This window comes from Mycobacterium sp. NGS50, from assembly GCF_059812545.1.
Genome location: NZ_JCALCW010000010.1, coordinates 46,385 through 62,520, shown reverse-complemented (window position 1 = coordinate 62,520; position 16,136 = coordinate 46,385). Strand labels below are relative to the sequence as shown.

At 67.8% G+C, this 16,136-nt stretch carries 15 protein-coding genes; 4 read left to right on the top strand and 11 right to left on the bottom strand.

Features of this window, described 5'->3' with window-relative positions; translation table 11 throughout:
• Positions 1–3 precede the first annotated feature (3 nt).
• From AC5Y36_RS09345 to AC5Y36_RS09335, 3 genes are all read right to left on the bottom strand, one after another.
• Positions 4–570 (bottom strand): alpha/beta fold hydrolase, encoded by a 567-nt coding sequence (locus AC5Y36_RS09345; protein ID WP_500040600.1) that lies wholly within the window; start codon positions 568–570, stop codon positions 4–6.
• 91 nt (positions 571–661) lie between these two features.
• Positions 662–1,519: a type I methionyl aminopeptidase gene (gene map, locus AC5Y36_RS09340; RefSeq protein ID WP_500040599.1), complete on the bottom strand. Its 858-nt coding sequence runs from the start codon at positions 1,517–1,519 to the stop codon at positions 662–664.
• A gap of 9 nt (positions 1,520–1,528) precedes the next feature.
• A complete protein-coding gene (locus AC5Y36_RS09335; RefSeq protein ID WP_500040598.1) occupies positions 1,529–2,122 on the bottom strand; it encodes a DUF1707 SHOCT-like domain-containing protein in 594 nt (197 codons plus the stop codon).
• Positions 2,123–2,671: 549 nt separating this feature from the next.
• Between AC5Y36_RS09335 and AC5Y36_RS09330 the strand changes: the two genes are divergently transcribed.
• The gene (locus tag AC5Y36_RS09330) at positions 2,672–3,190 is read left to right on the top strand and encodes a hypothetical protein (RefSeq protein ID WP_500040597.1); all 519 of its coding nucleotides are present in this window, start codon (positions 2,672–2,674) and stop codon (positions 3,188–3,190) included.
• A 150-nt stretch (positions 3,191–3,340) separates the two neighbouring features.
• Here the strand turns inward: AC5Y36_RS09330 and AC5Y36_RS09325 are convergent, their stop codons facing one another.
• Positions 3,341–5,158, bottom strand: a complete 1,818-nt coding sequence (locus AC5Y36_RS09325; protein ID WP_500040596.1) for a penicillin-binding transpeptidase domain-containing protein — start codon at positions 5,156–5,158, stop codon at positions 3,341–3,343.
• Positions 5,159–5,504: 346 nt separating this feature from the next.
• Here AC5Y36_RS09325 and AC5Y36_RS09320 point away from each other — a divergent pair, with 346 nt between their 5' ends.
• Positions 5,505–7,268 (top strand): serine/threonine-protein kinase PknH/PknJ, encoded by a 1,764-nt coding sequence (locus AC5Y36_RS09320; RefSeq protein WP_500040595.1) that lies wholly within the window; start codon positions 5,505–5,507, stop codon positions 7,266–7,268.
• A gap of 6 nt (positions 7,269–7,274) precedes the next feature.
• Here the strand turns inward: AC5Y36_RS09320 and AC5Y36_RS09315 are convergent, their stop codons facing one another.
• Genes AC5Y36_RS09315 through AC5Y36_RS09290 form a run of 6 tightly spaced genes read right to left on the bottom strand, consistent with a single transcriptional unit; the run spans position 7,275 to position 12,946 of the window.
• Positions 7,275–8,129 carry a GNAT family N-acetyltransferase gene (locus AC5Y36_RS09315; protein WP_500040594.1) on the bottom strand — a complete coding sequence of 285 codons (855 nt, stop codon included), beginning with the start codon at positions 8,127–8,129 and terminating at the stop codon, positions 7,275–7,277.
• A gap of 43 nt (positions 8,130–8,172) precedes the next feature.
• Positions 8,173–9,336 carry a flavodoxin-dependent (E)-4-hydroxy-3-methylbut-2-enyl-diphosphate synthase gene (gene ispG, locus AC5Y36_RS09310; RefSeq protein WP_500040593.1) on the bottom strand — a complete coding sequence of 388 codons (1,164 nt, stop codon included), beginning with the start codon at positions 9,334–9,336 and terminating at the stop codon, positions 8,173–8,175.
• Positions 9,337–9,346: 10 nt separating this feature from the next.
• Positions 9,347–10,555: a M50 family metallopeptidase gene (locus AC5Y36_RS09305; RefSeq protein ID WP_500040592.1), complete on the bottom strand. Its 1,209-nt coding sequence runs from the start codon at positions 10,553–10,555 to the stop codon at positions 9,347–9,349.
• Positions 10,555–11,712, bottom strand: coding sequence for a 1-deoxy-D-xylulose-5-phosphate reductoisomerase (gene dxr / locus AC5Y36_RS09300; RefSeq protein WP_500040591.1), 1,158 nt, complete (start codon positions 11,710–11,712; stop codon positions 10,555–10,557). The genes AC5Y36_RS09305 and dxr overlap by 1 nt, the downstream gene beginning before the upstream one ends.
• A 15-nt stretch (positions 11,713–11,727) precedes the next feature.
• A complete protein-coding gene (locus AC5Y36_RS09295; RefSeq protein ID WP_500040590.1) occupies positions 11,728–12,150 on the bottom strand; it encodes a VOC family protein in 423 nt (140 codons plus the stop codon).
• Positions 12,086–12,946: an AraC family transcriptional regulator gene (locus tag AC5Y36_RS09290; protein ID WP_500040697.1), complete on the bottom strand. Its 861-nt coding sequence runs from the start codon at positions 12,944–12,946 to the stop codon at positions 12,086–12,088. Before AC5Y36_RS09290 ends, AC5Y36_RS09295 begins: the two co-directional genes overlap by 65 nt.
• A gap of 163 nt (positions 12,947–13,109) precedes the next feature.
• Between AC5Y36_RS09290 and AC5Y36_RS09285 the strand changes: the two genes are divergently transcribed.
• Positions 13,110–13,364, top strand: a complete 255-nt coding sequence (locus tag AC5Y36_RS09285; RefSeq protein WP_500040589.1) for a DUF2631 domain-containing protein — start codon at positions 13,110–13,112, stop codon at positions 13,362–13,364.
• 98 nt (positions 13,365–13,462) lie between these two features.
• On the opposite strand, the gene rlmN is transcribed toward AC5Y36_RS09285, so the two are convergent.
• Positions 13,463–14,569, bottom strand: a complete 1,107-nt coding sequence (gene rlmN, locus AC5Y36_RS09280; RefSeq protein WP_500040588.1) for a dual-specificity RNA methyltransferase RlmN — start codon at positions 14,567–14,569, stop codon at positions 13,463–13,465.
• Positions 14,570–14,683: 114 nt separating this feature from the next.
• Between rlmN and AC5Y36_RS09275 the strand changes: the two genes are divergently transcribed.
• A complete protein-coding gene (locus tag AC5Y36_RS09275; protein WP_500040587.1) occupies positions 14,684–16,096 on the top strand; it encodes an NAD(P)/FAD-dependent oxidoreductase in 1,413 nt (470 codons plus the stop codon).
• The last annotated feature ends 40 nt before the right edge of the window (positions 16,097–16,136 follow it).

The window sequence follows — 16,136 nt, the reverse complement described above, 5'->3', positions numbered from 1 at the left end:
CCGTCACCAAGTGCTGGCGCGCAGCACGATCTCCGCCGCCAGTTGCGCGGTGGATTCCTGGGCGCTGCGCCGTCCGAGCAGCTCCACCATCCGGAAGTCGCCGTAGACGAAGCGCTGGCTGGCGCGGGCCACCTGCTCGGCGGCCCGACTGCTGACCAGCACCGTGGTGTTGATCTCCACCGGTGGGCAGTGTTCGTCTCGAACCATGCCGTTCAGGTCAGCCACCCGCGGGTGCCCGCGATCGATGGACACCAACCCGGTGAAACGGTCCAGCCTGGTCGCGGCCAGTTCCCAGGCGAGTTCGCCACCGCCCAACCGGTCGCCGACCACGATTCCCCACTGGATGTCGAGCGAGTCCATGATGCCGACGACCGACTTGGCGGTCAGCCGCGGGTCAGGCCCGACGACGACGGTCCGCAGATGCGCGGTGTGCAGCCGCTCGCAGACGCCGTCGTAGGCGGCAAGTGTGCGTTGGGCGGCGCTCAGCAGGACAACGGCCGGACTCCCCTCGGGGCCGGCGACGTCTACCGGAATCGGGAATCCGTCGACGGTGGTCATCGTCGAAGGCATTTTCAGGACGGTACCGCCAGCCGGCCTTCGGCGGACGGTTTTCCGCGGGCTTCCTCAGAGAGTTATCAGGACGACTGACATACCCGGGTCGTCACGGCAGCGTCAGGATCTCCGCGCCGTCGTCGGTGACCACCAGTGTGTGCTCGAACTGCGCGGTCCACTGCCGGTCGGTGGTTGCCACGGTCCAGTCGTCGTCCCAGATCTCGTAGTCCAGGCTGCCCAGGTTGATCATCGGCTCGATCGTGAATGTCATCCCCGGCTCGATGACCGTCTCCACGGCCGGCTGATCGTAATGCAGCACCACCAGCCCGTTGTGGAACGTGGTGCCGATGCCGTGCCCGGTGAAATCTCGAACGACGTTGTAGCCGAATCGGTTTGCATAGGATTCGATGACCCGCCCCACCACCGACAATGCCCGTCCCGGTTTGACCGCCTTGATCGCCCGCATGGTCGCCTCGCGGGTGCGCTCGACGAGCAGGCGGTGCTCCTCGGCGACGTCACCGGCCAGGAAGGTGGCGTTGGTGTCGCCGTGCACCCCGTCGATGTAGGCGGTGACGTCGATGTTGACGATGTCGCCGTCCTGGATCACCGTCGAGTCCGGGATGCCGTGACAGATGACTTCGTTCAGCGACGTGCAGCACGACTTCGGATAGCCCTTGTAGCCCAGCGTCGACGGGTAGGCGCCGTGCTCGACCATGTACTCGTGGGCGATCCGGTCGAGTTCGTCGGTGGTCACGCCCGGTGCGACGGCTTTGCCCGCCTCGGCCAGGGCGGCGGCCGCGATCCGGCCGGCCACCCGCATCTTCTCGATGACCTCCGGGGTCTGCACCCACGGCTCGCTGCCTTCACGGGCGGTGGGCTTGCCCACGTATTCCGGACGTTCGATGGACTTGGGCACCGGGCGCGTCGGAGAGAGCACGCCGGGAGACAACGCGGAACGTGTGGGCATTGCCCCAGCTTAATAGACCTGTTGACGCCGCCATCGCCACTGACGGCGGGGGCCGCGGATGTCCACCGACCCGCACACCACACGTCCGGTGAACACCACATGCGGAGTTCCCTCGGCCGGCGCGTCCTTGCGGTGGTCGCGGGCGCTGCCGACGTAGACCTCCACGTCGTCGACCGAGGCGCTGGCGCCGGGCGGCAACCGGATGTCCAGCGATCCGAATCGCATGTCGAGCTCGATGACCACGACCGGTCCGGCGAAGCGGGCCTGCACCAGGTCCAGATCCACCGAACCCAGCCGGCGTACCAGCGCCAGTCGGGTCGGTACGACCCATTCCCCGCTTCGCTTGAGCGAGCCGGCCCAGCCGCGCAGCTCCAGCCGGTCGGCCGCGGAGGTGACGATCGCCCGCGGCCCGGGCAGGTCGCCGACCAGGTTGTCGAGCTCGGCCCGCATCCGGGCCTGCGAGACCAGCGCGGAGCGTTCCTCGAACTCGGCGATATCGATCAGCCCGAGAGCGACCGCGTTGTGCAGACGGCGCAGCGTGCCGTTGCGGTCCGCATCCGACACGCGCAGCACCAACGCCGCTTCTCTATCGATCTCCGTCATGGCTTCCCTGTTGAACTCCGGTCCGACGCCCTCTCAGCAATTTACCGCCGCGGGCTCCGGCGCGCCGGTTCGACGGCGTGCACACCGGCCGGGCGTCGCGGCGCGGGCGGCCACTGAACAATCAGTTGCGAGAGTGATATCCCACAAATGGCAGTGCTATTTCAGAAAATCAACATTGGTTTATCAAAATTTATCGCTCCGCCCGTAGGTCAAATCGGCTGTGCCGGGTTGAATGCTGCGGACCTGCGAGGATCCTGGCGCGGCCGTCCGCTTCAATCGACATTGATTAGCTGAAAGATGTTTAGCCACAACATAACCCGTGTCCCACTTCGGGTTACCGAAGGTATTCAATAGTGCAAGAAAGTAGACTGAGTTCGGACTGAGATTCTTTTCGAATTCCCTGTGATTTCGCCGTGCGTAGGTATAGGCTTCCCGGTGTCGGGGGGTCGGCCACCTGAGTTTTTAGGGACTCATGTGCGAGCCAACGACCGTGGGGGACCAGCCCCACGTGTGCATCCATTGATGACATACCGGATTGGAGGCTCACACATGAGTCACATCAAGACTACCGCAGTCGGTTTAGGCGCAGCGTTCATCGGCGCGGCTGTCGCCGCGTTTATCGGCGTGGGATCCGCCTACGCCGACGCCGGCGATGCCGACGCGTATGAAGACCTGTTCGGGGCACCGGGCACGGCTGGATTGTCTGCCGGACAGATCAGGGACAATGTGGCGTTGGACGCGCAATTGTTGGAACAGAGCGCCGGCAATGCGCAGTCGTTTGACACCTACGTCGACAATTTCGAAGAGGCAGGCACCGCCCACCCGCTGACCCAGCTCATCTGGGGGCTCGACCCGAGCGCGTTCGTGATCCAGCACGACGACGACATCACCGGTTACCTCACGGACGCTGCTGGTGTCGGTGCTGCCGGTGGGTATCTGGTTCCCGACGATTTCCTCGGTTACGTCGCCGTGGACCTGGATGCGTTCCTGCTGAACCCAACCGGTCTGGGACCGCTGCTTCTTGGCCCGATCATCGACCTGTTGCTGGGCTTCCCGGCGGCGCCCTGACGGGGTGGGCGGCTGACCGGTGAGACCTCGCCGGTCGGCCGCCCATAACCGGGCAAGTAGTGGAACGTTGTTCCTGGGTGGGACTGCTTGCTCGGCAACAATGCCTGTCGCCCGGTCGCGAACATGCGCCCGGGCGACAGGTTATTGCGCTCAGGCCAGGTAGTCGCCGGGCAGGCTTTGCAGCATCACCTTGGTCATCCGCACCGCGTACTCCGAGCTACCGCCGCCGACGATCAACGCGGCGAACGCCAGGTCCCCGCGGTACCCGGCGAACCAGGAGTGCGACCCGCCGTCGAATTCGGCCTCACCGGTCTTGCCGTACACCTCACCGCAGTCGGCGATGTCCTTGGCGGTGCCATTGGTCACCACCAGTCGCATCATCGGGCGCAGACCCTCCAGCATCTTTTCGCTGATCGGGGTGGCCTCACCGGTCACCGCCGTCGGTCGGCCCTCGATCAGCCGGGGAACCGGAGTCTTGCCGGCCGCGACGGTTGCCGCCATCAACGCCACCCCCAGCGGGCTGGCCAGCACCTTGCCCTGACCGAAACCGTCCTCGGTCCGCTCGGCCACATCGACCGTCGGGGGCGCCGATCCGGTCACCGTGGTCAGCCCGTCCACCTGGTAGTCGAGGCCGAGACCGTATTGGGCAGCCGCCAGCGTCAACGCCCGCGGGGGCATCCGGCTGGCCAGTTCGGCGAATGTGGTGTTGCACGAACTGGCGAACGCCCGCGCCATCGGGACCACGCCCAGATCGAATCCGCCGTAGTTGGGGACCGTGCGTTGACCGATGTCGATCTCGCCGGGACAGCCCAGCAGCGTGTTGGGTGTGGCCATGTCGCGCTCCATCGCCGCACCGGCGGTGACCATCTTGAACGTCGATCCCGGGGGGAACAGGCCGGTGGTGGCCAGCGGACCGTCTTCGTCGGCCCCGGCGTTCTGCGCAACCGCCAGGATCTCGCCGGTCGAGGGCCGGATCGCCACGATCATCGCCTTGCCCCCGCGGGTGTCGACCGCGTGCTGGGCCGCGTTCTGCACGGCACGATCCAGGCTGATGGTGATCGAGGGGGCCGGCGCCGGCGCCACTTCATGCAGCACCGCGACGTCCACGCCGTTCTGGTTGACGCTGACCACCCGCCAGCCCGGTTGCCCGTCGAGGTCGTCGGCCACCTGTTTTTTCACCTCGGTGACGACAGCGGGTGCGAAATGCGCGTCGGTGGGCAGCAACTCGGGCTGCGGGGTGACCACGACGCCCGGCAGCGCACCGATCACGGGCGCGATCCGGTTGTTGTCGTCGGCGCGCAGCGTGATCAGATCCAACGGTTGGTTGGCCGAACTGGCTTGTTCGGCAAGGCGTTGCGGATCGTTGAGGGTGTCGTCGAACGGGCCGAGCGCGTCGATGACCGCCCGGGCGGTATGCATCAGATCCCGGCCGGCCCGGGCCGCATCCAGTGCGTAGTGGTAGTGGTAGCCCGGCACCAGCACGTCGGTGCCGCCGACTTCGTTGACCGAGGCCCGTCGCGGCGCATCGGCCCGCAACGCGAATGTCTGATGCTCCCCCAATCTCGGATGCAGCCCGGTCGTGGTCCAGCGGACCTGCCAGCGCCCCTCGTTGCGTGCCATCTTCAGCTGGCCCTGGTAACTCCAGGTCCGGTTCTTCGGCAGCTGCCAGGTGTAGCGATATTCGACGGCGCCGGTGTCCTCGTTGTACTTCGCGCTGAGCACCTGTGCGTCGAGGCGGCTGGCCTGCAAACCGGCCCAGGCCGCGTTGAGCGCTTCGCGGGCCGCGGTGGGATCGTCGCTGAGGTCGGCCGCGGCGGCGGTGTCCCCGGTGGCCAGGGCGGCGAAAAAGCGTTGGGCAGCCGGGCCCGGCCCATCCGGCCGCGGGGTGCAGGCCGCCACGATGCCGGTGGCCACGACCACGGTCACCAAGACCGCGACTCGTGATGCCCATGAGGTAGATGTGGTCATTGGGGCTGATGTTAAGTAATTGGTGGCCTGGACGGGCGGAGGCGCACCGAGACCGAATCGTGATGTCCAGGCCGCTGCAATCGACGTCCAAATTTGCAAAACAGCGGATCTCCGGGGCTGTAGGTCAGTCTGGGCGTCGATTTCAGTGGGTTGCCGCCGGATTTGGTCACCGACTCGCGCTGGCCGCGCTGCCGGGGTGCAGGGACTGCGCGAACGATATATTTGCCGCATGAACGCAGCCACGGTCGACGCGGCCAGTCCGCATCACTCCCCCCGGTAACCCATGCTGTCTGTCGGATCGACTGTTGCGGGTTACCGGGTCGAACGGGTTCTTGGGGAGGGCGGCATGGGTGCCGTCTACCTGGTGGCCAACCCCGAATTGCCCCGCAAGGAAGCGCTCAAGCTGCTGTCTGCGGAGTTGTCGCGCGATGAGGGGTTCCGGGCCCGGTTCCTTCGCGAAGCCGACGTGGCCTCGCAGCTGGACCACCCCAACATCGTGTCCATCCACCGGCGCGGCCAGACCGACGACGGCCAGTTGTGGATCGCCATGCAGTTCGTCGACGGCACCGACGCCGATGCCGCGTTGCGCGCCGGCAAGATGACCCCCGACCGGGCCATCCACATCATCGGCGAAGTGGCCAAAGCGCTCGATTACGCCCACCGGCAGAACGTGCTGCACCGCGACGTCAAACCCGCGAACTTCCTGCTGTCCGGTCCGGCCGGGCCGGAAGAGCGAGTGTTGTTGGGGGACTTCGGAATCGCCCGAGCATTCGATGACGCCAGTCTGACCGGCACCGGCCAGCTGATGGCCACCGTCTCCTATGCGGCGCCCGAGGCGATCTCCGGCAACCCGGTCGATCGGCGTGCTGACCAATACTCGTTGGGCTGCTCGCTGTTTCGGCTGCTGACCGGCAAGACGCCGTTCGCCGACCTCAAAGGGCAGGCCGCGGTGATGAAAGCCCACCTTCAGCAGCCACCTCCGCGAGCCACCGAGTATGCGGCCTGGCTGCCACCGGCGATGGACGCCGTGATCGCCACCGCCCTGGCCAAGGATCCGGCCCGTCGTTTCAGCAGCTGCACCGACCTTGCCATGGCCGCCAAAGCCGCTCTGCGCCAACCCACTCGGAATGAAGAGGCGACACATCGCCTCACTCCTCCGCCGATACCACGGCAGCAGTACGGTTCCCCGCCTCCGGTGCCGATCTACCGGCCGTCTGGCCCCCCACCGGGCCCGCAGCCGCATCACGGACCGCCGCGGCAGCCCCTCGCACCAGGGCACCGCCCCGGGCCACCGCCACCGCCAGCGCGGCCCACGAACCGCCCCGCCCAGCCCCCGCAGGGCCGTCGTACCGCCATCATCGCCGGAGTGGTTGGCGTTGTCGTGCTCGTCGCGGGGCTGATCACCGTGTTGGCGTGGCCGTCCGACGACTCGGACTCGACTCCCAGCAGCGCACCGACGTCGACCGTCGCCGCCAACACAACGACCGCCCAGACGACCAAGACGCTGGCCACCCCGACCAGCACCACACCGCCGCCGTTGGCACCCGCCGCGGATCTGCCCGGATTCCTGCTCAGCGCCGACGAACTCGCCGGCGTGATGGGCACCCCGCTGGGTGCCGATCCGATGCGCGACACGATGGCCGACGACAGCAACGCCATCTCGGACAAGGACTGCCTGAGCGCATGGATGCCGGGCCAGACCGCCAGCTACGACGGCAGCGGCTGGACCGACATCCGAACCCAGGTCGTCAAGCAACCCAATGTCAGCCACGACGCGGTCTCCATCGCCCAGTCGGTCATCGGGTTCCCGAGTCAGGACCAGGCCAAGGCCAGTGCCACGAACCTGGGCGGGCAGTGGAAAGCGTGCGGTGGACGCACCGTCACCATCAACACCTCCAATGGGCCGGTGCCGTGGACCTTCGCCCAGCAGGGCACGCCCAGCCCCGATCTCTACACCATCACCCTCACCAAACAAGGCGGCAGCAACGTCTGCGGGCGGGCGATAACGTTCCGCAGCAATGTCGTCGTCGACATCCTCAGCTGCTCCCCCGGCTACTCCGGCCAAGCCGTCGACATCGCCAACCGGATCGCGGCCAAGCTCCCGCAGTAGCGGCGGCTAGTCAAGCAGCACCGTCGCGAAGGTGCCGACCTCGGTGAACCCGACCCGCTCATAGGCTGCGCGGGCCACGGTGTTGAAGTCGTTCACATACAGGCTGGCGATCCGGCCGGTGCCGACGATGACCGCTGCGACCATTGCGGTGCCGGCCGCACCCAGGCCCTGACCACGCCACTCCGGATGCACCCAGACACCCTGGATCTGACCGACGCCCGGCGCCTGCGATCCGACCTCCGCTTTGAAGATCACCTCGCCGTGCTCGAAGCGGGCCCAGGCGCGGCCGGCGGCGATCAGGTTGGCCACCCGGCGACGGTAGCCCCTGCCCCCGTCGCCGAGTCGCGGGTCGACGCCGACCTCGCCGATGAACATATCGACGGCGGCCACCAGATAGGCGTCCAGCTCGTCGGCCCGCACCTGGCGCACCCCGGAATCCAACGGGCAGGTGGGATGGGTGTGCAGCGCCATCAGCGGCTGGCACTCCCGGACGTCGCGAGCCGGCCCCCAGGCCTGCTCCAACCGCCGCCACATGGGCAACACCAGTTCCGCCCGCCCGACCAGCGACGAACAGCGCCGCGACATGCTCATCGCCTTGTCGGCGAATGCGTTCAGATCCGCCGGCGTACCGCGCAGCGGGACGATGTTCGCGCCGGCGAAGCACAGCGACTCTTCGGCACCGCGCCGCGTCCACAATTCGCCGCCGATCGCGGCCGGGTCCACGCCGGTATCGGCGACCCGCGCTGCCACCATGCACGATCCCACCGGATCGTCGTTGAGCACCCGCCACACCGCGGCCGCATCGCGCACCACCGACACCCGTCGTTCGTCGACGAGACGGAAGATGGACGGTGCCGGCATGGTCGATCTTTCTGCGGATGACGGGTCGGGAGCCCGAATGTCCTCAGCTTACGGTGACTTCGGGCGGTCCGCTTGCAGATGGGTCGGCGCCGGTCGCTGCCATTTCCGCGGCCAGCCGCATGGCCTCCTCGATCAGCGTCTCGACGATCTGTGCCTCCGGCACCGTTTTGATCACCTCGCCGCGCACGAAGATCTGGCCCTTGCCGTTGCCCGACGCCACCCCGAGGTCGGCTTCGCGTGCCTCCCCCGGCCCGTTGACCACGCAGCCCATCACCGCGACCCGAAGCGGCACGTCGAGGCCGTCGAGACCGGCGCTGACCTCGTTGGCCAGCGTGTACACGTCGACCTGGGCGCGCCCGCACGACGGGCAGGACACGATCTCCAGCCCACGGGGTCGCAGGTTGAGCGACTCCAGGATCTGGTTGCCGACCTTGACCTCTTCGACCGGCGGCGCCGACAGCGATACCCGCAGGGTGTCGCCGATGCCCCGGGACAACAGCGCCCCGAACGCCACCGCCGACTTGATGGTGCCCTGGAATGCCGGTCCGGCCTCGGTGACACCGAGGTGCAACGGATAGTCGCACGCCGCGGCCAGTTGCTCGTAGGCGGCCACCATGATCACCGGGTCGTTGTGTTTGACACTGATCTTGATGTCGGAGAAACCGTGTTCCTCGAACAGCGACGCCTCCCACAGTGCCGACTCCACCAGCGCCTCCGGGGTGGCTTTGCCGTACTTGTCCATGAACCGCTTGTCCAGCGAGCCGGCGTTGACGCCGATGCGGATCGGGATGCCCGCGGCACCGGCGGCCTTGGCGACTTCGCCGACCCGGCCGTCGAATTCCTTGATGTTGCCCGGATTCACCCGCACCGCCGCGCAGCCGGCGTCGATGGCGGCGAAGATGTACTTGGGCTGGAAGTGGATGTCGGCGATCACCGGGATCTGGCTCTTCTTCGCGATCGCCGCCAGCGCGTCGGCGTCCTCCTGGCGCGGGCACGCCACCCGCACGATGTCGCAGCCCGCCGCGGTCAGCTCGGCGATCTGCTGCAGGGTCGCGTTGATGTCATGGGTCTTGGTGGTGCACATCGACTGCACCGAGATCGGATAGTCGCTGCCCACTCCGACGTCACGGACCATCAGCTGGCGGGTGGTGCGCCGCGGCGCCAGAGTGGGCACCGGGGCCGCCGGCATACCGAGGCCGACGCTCATCATCGATCTCCTATCGGAACAGTCTGATCGGGTTGACCACGTCCGCGGTCACCGTCAGCAACATGTAGCCGACGACCACCACCAGGACCACGTAGGTGGCCGGCATCAGCTTGAGGTAGTTCACCGGGGCGGCCGCGACCATCCCACGTGCCGTGCGGATCATGTTGCGGACCTTCTCGAACGCCGCGATGGCGATGTGCCCGCCGTCGAACGGCAGCAGCGGCAACAGGTTCAGCGCCCCCAGGATGAAGTTCAGCTGGGCCAGGAAGAACCAGAACGCCACCCACAGCCCGGCCTGCACGGTGTCCCCGCCGATGATCGACGCGCCGACCACGCTGATCGGGGTCTCGGGGTCGCGCTGCTGGTGCGGGTGACCGATCGAGTGCACCAATGCCCCCACCTTGGTCGGGATAGCGGCCAGCGACTTGCCGAGCAGCACCGACAGGTCCCCGGTGAAGGTGAACGTGGCGGGCACCGCGTCCAGCGCCGAATAGTGGGTCGGCGGGTAAGCCTTGGGAGCGACCCCGATCATGCCGATCTGCGACGGGTCGTCTTTGCCGGCGACCCACCGTTGCGTGGTGGTGACGTCGACCGGCACCGTCATCCTGGTGCCGTCGCGCTCGATGACGAACGGCACGGTGCCGTGCTGCTTACGCACCGCCGCCGACATCTCGTCCCAGGTGGCGACGTCAGTGTCACCGACCCGGACGACGACGTCGTCGGACCGGATCCCGGCGTTGCCCGCCGGACCGGCGCCGCTGCACTTCCCAATCTCGCCCTTGCTGATTTCCGGTGCGACACACGCGGTTTCACCGATCACAGCGGAGGTGGAGGGGTGCAGGTTGGGCAGCCCCCAGATCACCGCGATCGCGTAGACCAGCACCAGGCCCAGGATGAAGTTCATGCCCGGTCCGGCGGCGAGCACCGCGACCCGTTTCCAGACCTTCTGCTTGTACATGGCCCGGTCTTCTTCGTCGGGTTCGAGTTCCTCGACCGCGGTCATTCCGGCGATATCGCAGAAGCCGCCCGCCGGGATCGCCTTGACGCCGTACTCGGTCTCCCCGCGCCGGGTGGACCACAGCGTCGGTCCAAAGCCGACGAAGTAGCGGCGCACCTTCATACCGGTGGCCTGCGCCACCCACATGTGACCGCACTCGTGCAACGCGACCGAGACCAGGATGGCCAGCGCAAACAGCGCGATGCCGACACCAAACATCATCAGCTGGGTATGCCCTCCTGTGCGGTGATGCGGCGCGCCCGGTCCCGTGCCCAGCGCTGCGCGTCAAGTACGTCATCCACGGTAGCCGGTTGTGCGGCCCATTGGTCCGCGGCATGCAACACATCGGCGATCGTGCGCACAATGGTCGGGAAGCTGATCCGGCCGGCAAGAAAGGCGTCGGCGGCTTCTTCATTGGCGGCGTTGTACACCGCGGTCAGGCAACCGCCGGCCTGCCCGGCGTGGCGGGCCAGGGCGACAGCCGGGAATACTTCGTCGTCGAGTGGCTCAAACACCCAGGTCGAGGCGGTGGAGAAGTCACAGGCCGCGGCTGCGGCCGGCACCCGTGCCGGCCAGCCCAGTGCCAGCGCGATCGGCAGGCACATGTCCGGCGGGCTGGCTTGGGCGATCGTCGAGCCGTCGGTGAAGGTGACCATGGAATGCACGATCGACTGCGGGTGCACGACGACCTCGATGTGGTCGTAGGGGACCGAAAACAGCAGGTGGGTTTCGATCAGCTCAAGGCCCTTGTTGACCAGCGACGCCGAGTTCAAGGTGTTCATCGGCCCCATTGACCAGGTGGGATGCGCGCCGGCCTGTTCCGGGGTGACGTGCTCCAGGTCGCCGGCCGTCCAGCCGCGAAACGGCCCGCCGGAGGCGGTGAGCACGATCTTGGCGACCTCGTCGGGCGTACCGCTGCGCAGGCACTGCGCGATCGCGGAGTGCTCGGAATCCACCGGGACGATCTGGCCCGGTGCGGCTGCCTGCAGGACCAGGGGGCCCCCGGCGATCAGCGATTCCTTGTTGGCCAGCGCCAGCCGGGCGCCGGTCGCCAACGCGGCCAGGGTGGGCCGCAGGCCCAGCGCCCCGACCAGCGCGTTGAGCACCACATCGGCCTCGGTGTCCTGCACCAGCCGGGTGACGGCGTCGTCGCCGCGGTAGGGGACGTCGAGTGCATCGGCGACGTGGTGGTCGGCGACGGCGATGTTGGTCACACCCGACTCGGCGCGCTGGGCGGCGAGCAGCTCCGGGTTCCCGCCGCCAGCGGCCAACCCGGCCAGCTCGAAGCGGTCCGGGTTGGCGGCGATCACCCGCAACGCCTGAGTACCGATCGAGCCGGTGGAGCCCAGGATCAGCACTTTGCGGCGCTCGGTGGTCACCCGCCTATTGTGCCGCTAACCGGCGGGCGGTTTCGCGCCGGCGTAGTCGCCGAAGCTCCACAGGTTGCCTTCCGGGTCGCGGACGGTGAACTCGCGGGCCCCGTAGTCGGTGTCGGCCAGCGGTCGCACCACGTCGGCCCTGTGCTGCAGCACCCGCTGGTAGAGGCCATCGGGGTCGCTGGTGACGACGTAGCCGCCCGCTGTGCCGGGTTCGCGACACCATGGGTTGCCGGGCTTGTGGCTGCCGAGCATGACGCCGCCGGCGCCTTCGGGCCAGGCCAGTTCGGCGTGGGCGACGGTGTCGCCATCGCCGTAGCGGGCGGTGAGGACGAAGCCGAAGGTGTCGACGTAGTAGTCGATGAGTTTGGCCGCGTCATTGGCTTGCAGGGTCAACCAGACGGTCGGATTCGATGTGGTCGTTGGAGTTGAGGTGTTCATGGCACCACTCTGACCGTGCGGGATGGCCACCGTCTTGAATGTTTTGGAACTCTTCGCCCAGCCAGACCCCGGGCGGAACACCCGCGAACCGAACGAACTCGCGGGTCAGGTGGGCCTGATCGGCGTATCCGGCATCGGTGGCGATCCCGGCCAGGTCGACACGTCGCCCTGCACGCGCAGCGTCGACTATCCGGGCCGTGGCGTATTCGAACCGCATCAGCATGGCGATGGTCTTGGGTGTGCGGCCCACTTCGCGGCGAAACAGTGTGGCCAGATGCCGCGCGCTCAGCCCGACCCGCTCGGCCAGCGCCCCCACCGGCGCCCGGCCCCGGCTGCGCTCCAGCAGGTGCCAGGCATAGGCGACCTCGGATCGCACGCTGACCCGGTCCCGGCGTCGTCGGGCATCCACCAGGTAGTCCGCCACCAGCGCAAAGGTGTCCGACCACGGACGCGATTCGGCCGCGCGTTCGTGCAGCCGCGCCGACGCCCGACCCAGCACCGGGGCCGCATCGAAGTCGGTCACGCTGAGTTCACCGGCGGGCACCCCGAACAGCGCGCGGGACGCCAGCGGATGCACGCCCAGCTGGACGCCGGCCTGGCCGCGGACCTGGCGCACATAGCTGGCCTTCATGTGCAGCCCACCCAGGATGATCGGGGTGGGTCGGGCCGCAGGCAGAGCGTCGGCGGAGTCGGCGGCCGCGACGCCCTCGTCGAGACTGACGATGAAGGTCAACGTCGACGACGGCAGCCCCAGGTGGACGGTTTCGGGTACTTCCAGTCCACGGTAGCCCACCATCGACGTCACGCCGGGTGCGCTGCGCGGTGGCGCCACGGCGAAATCCCAGATCTGCGGCTGATCATCGGCCATCACCGCCAGGGTAATCCGGCAGCGCGCGACCGTCCGCGGTTGACGGTGTGCCAGAATGTCGGGAAGTTGCCGACGAGCAGGAGGATCCCAAGTGGTCAGTACCGAGGTGGAGCGCCACAGCGGGGTTGACACCGCCGACGTGCCGTCCGCGGAATGGGGCTGGAGCGCGATCAACTACCGCACCTGGTACATCGCCGGTCTTGGCGCGGCGGGATTCCTGTTGCTGATGCTGCGCGGCAACCACGTCGGCCACGTCGAGAACTGCTTCCTGATCGGGTTCGCCGTGCTGACGTTCGTGGTTGTGGTGCGCGACGCCTGGGGTCGTCGCCGCGGCTGGCTGCGCTAGCCGGCGTTCGCAGCCCTCATCGCCCTCACCGCGAAATTGCACCTACGCATATAGGTATTCGACCTTTTCGTACCTGGTTGCATTCTCGGCGATAGGCCCTAGTCTTCGGCCGCCAATTGCCCGCAGGCAGCGGCGATCTCGCGGCCGCGGGTGTCGCGGACCGTGCAGGACACACCCTGCGCACGCACCCGCCGCACGAACTCCCGCTCGACCGGTTTGGGGCTGGCGTCCCAGTCGCTGCCTGGTGTCGGGTTGAGCGGGATCAGGTTCACGTGCACCAGCGGGCCCAACGCGTTGTGCAATCGCTTGCCCAGCAGATCGGCCCGCCATGGTTGATCGTTGACCTCACGAATCAGCGCGTACTCCACCGACACCCGCCGGCCCGTCGCGTCGGCGTAGTAGCGAGCGGCGTCGAGTGCCTCGGCGACCTTCCAGCGATTGTTGACCGGCACCAGCGTGTCGCGTAGCTCATCGTCGGGGGCATGCAGCGACAACGCCAGCGTCACCCCCAGGCGTTCGTCGGCAAGTTTGCGGATCGCCGGGGCCAGCCCGACGGTCGACACCGTGACTGCTCGCGCGGAGATGCCGAACCCGTCCGGCGACGGCTCGGTGATCCGGCGCACCGCGGCCAGGACGCGGTTGTAGTTGGCCAGCGGCTCCCCCATCCCCATGAACACGATGTTGGAGAGCCGGACCCCAGACGATCCGGTGCCGCCGCGGTCTCGTAACGCTACGGCCGCTGCCCGCACCTGTTCGAGAATCTCGGCGGTTGACAGATTGCGGGTCAGCCCGCCCTGCCCGGTCGCGCAGAACGGACACGCCATCCCGCAGCCTGCCTGCGACGAGATGCACACCGTGTTGCGCCGCGGGTAGCGCATCAGCACCGACTCGAACGCGGTGCCGTCGACCGCACGCCACAGCATCTTGCGGGTCTGCCCGGCATCGCATTCGATCTCGCGGGTGGTGCTCAGCAGTGTCGGAAACAAGGCATCGGCGACCGACGTGCGCACCGCGGCCGGCAGGTCGGTCATCTGCTGGGGGTCGGCGATCAGCCGGCCGTAGTACTGGTGCGCAAGCTGTTTGGCGCGGAATGCCGGCAGACCCAGCTCGGCGACCGCGGCCGTGCGGCCGGCCGCATCCAGGTCGGCCAGATGCCGCGGCGGCATCGCGCGCCGGGGCGCTTCGAACACCAGCTGCTGTTTCATATCCCGTCCAGTATGCGGTCTGAGCGCTGCCCGCACCCCATCGGCACGGACACGAGTTTTAGGCTTTTGCCAATATTCTCTTATTTTCCTTAAATTTTGGGTATCGTCGGGCCGATGAGCGAATCACGTCGGCATGCGGTGGTGCTCGGGGCTGGTATGGCGGGGTTGCTCGCCGCGCGGGTGCTGTCGGAGTTCTACGCGACGGTGACGGTGATCGAGCGCGACCGGCTGCCGGGTAGCCCGCGGCAGCGGCGGGGGATTCCGCAGGGACGTCACCTGCATGTCCTGTCCAGTCGTGGCGCGCAGGTGCTGGGTGAACTGTTTCCGGGATTCCTCGATGAGCTGGTCGCCGGCGGCGCCGAGGCCCTCGACGACGGCGACCTGTCCCGCATCTACACGCGCTTCGGCCGATATGGGCTCAACCGGTCGGGGACGCTCAAGGATCCGGCGGCGCTGGCCGTTTACCTGGCGAGCCGGCCGTTCCTGGAGTTCCACGTCCGGCGGCGGGTGGCCGCGTTAGGCGGAGTGCGCCTGCTCGACGACCACGATGTGGTCACGGCGGTAGCCATCGCCGACCGCGTCACCGGCGTGCGGGTGGCCAGCCGCGCCACCAGCGGGCAAACCACGCTGGAGGCCGACCTGGTGGTCGACGCCATGGGTCGCGCGACCCGCACCCCGGCGCTGCTCGAGCAGCTCGGCTACCTCCGGCCCGCCGAGGACTGTGTCGCGGCGCACGGGACGTATTACTCGCAGTTCCTGCGGATTCCGGACGGTGGGATCGACGAGAAGCTGATGCTGGTGCGGCCCGGACATGGCGTGCCGATCGGCGGGTTGCTGGCCTATGAGAACCACACCTGGGTGCTGACGGTCGGGCAGCTGGCCATGGACCCCGATCCCCCCACCGACCTGGCCGGCATGCTCGCGCTGGCCGAGCAGTTCGCGCCGCCACGCGTTCTGGCGGGGCTGCGCACCGCCGAACCTCTTGGCGAGGTGGCCGTATCCCGGCTACCCGCCGGTGTCTGGCGACGCTATGACCAGCTGCCTTGGTTCCCGGCCGGCCTGCTGGTGATCGGCGACGCGCTGTGCACCTTCGACCCGATCTACGGCCAGGGCATGGCGATGGCGGCGCTGCAGGCGGTGGCGCTGCGCGACCATCTGCGCAACCGGACCACGCCAGGGCACTTCTTCCGCGCCGCCGCCGCCCACATCGGCCCGGTGTGGGCGATGAACAAAGACACCGACCGCATCCTGTCGCCGACGCGCACGCGGCCTTCGATATCGCGACGGCTGCAGCGGTGGGCCACGGATCAGGTGCTCAAGGCCGCCGAGTATGACGTCGTGCTGACCGAACGGTTCCTGCGGGTCACCCACCTGGTTGATCCGCCAGGTCGCAGGCAGGATCCCTCGCTGCTGGTCCGTGCACTGGTGGGAAACCTGCGGCGCCACTGGCCCCTCATGTGGAGACGTGAAAGTCCCGTGACACGCCGACGAAGGGGTGCTGTCACGTCGCCGTCGAAAATTCAGTGAACGATCCGTAATGAGCCGATCGATTGTGCGGTTTGGTAGG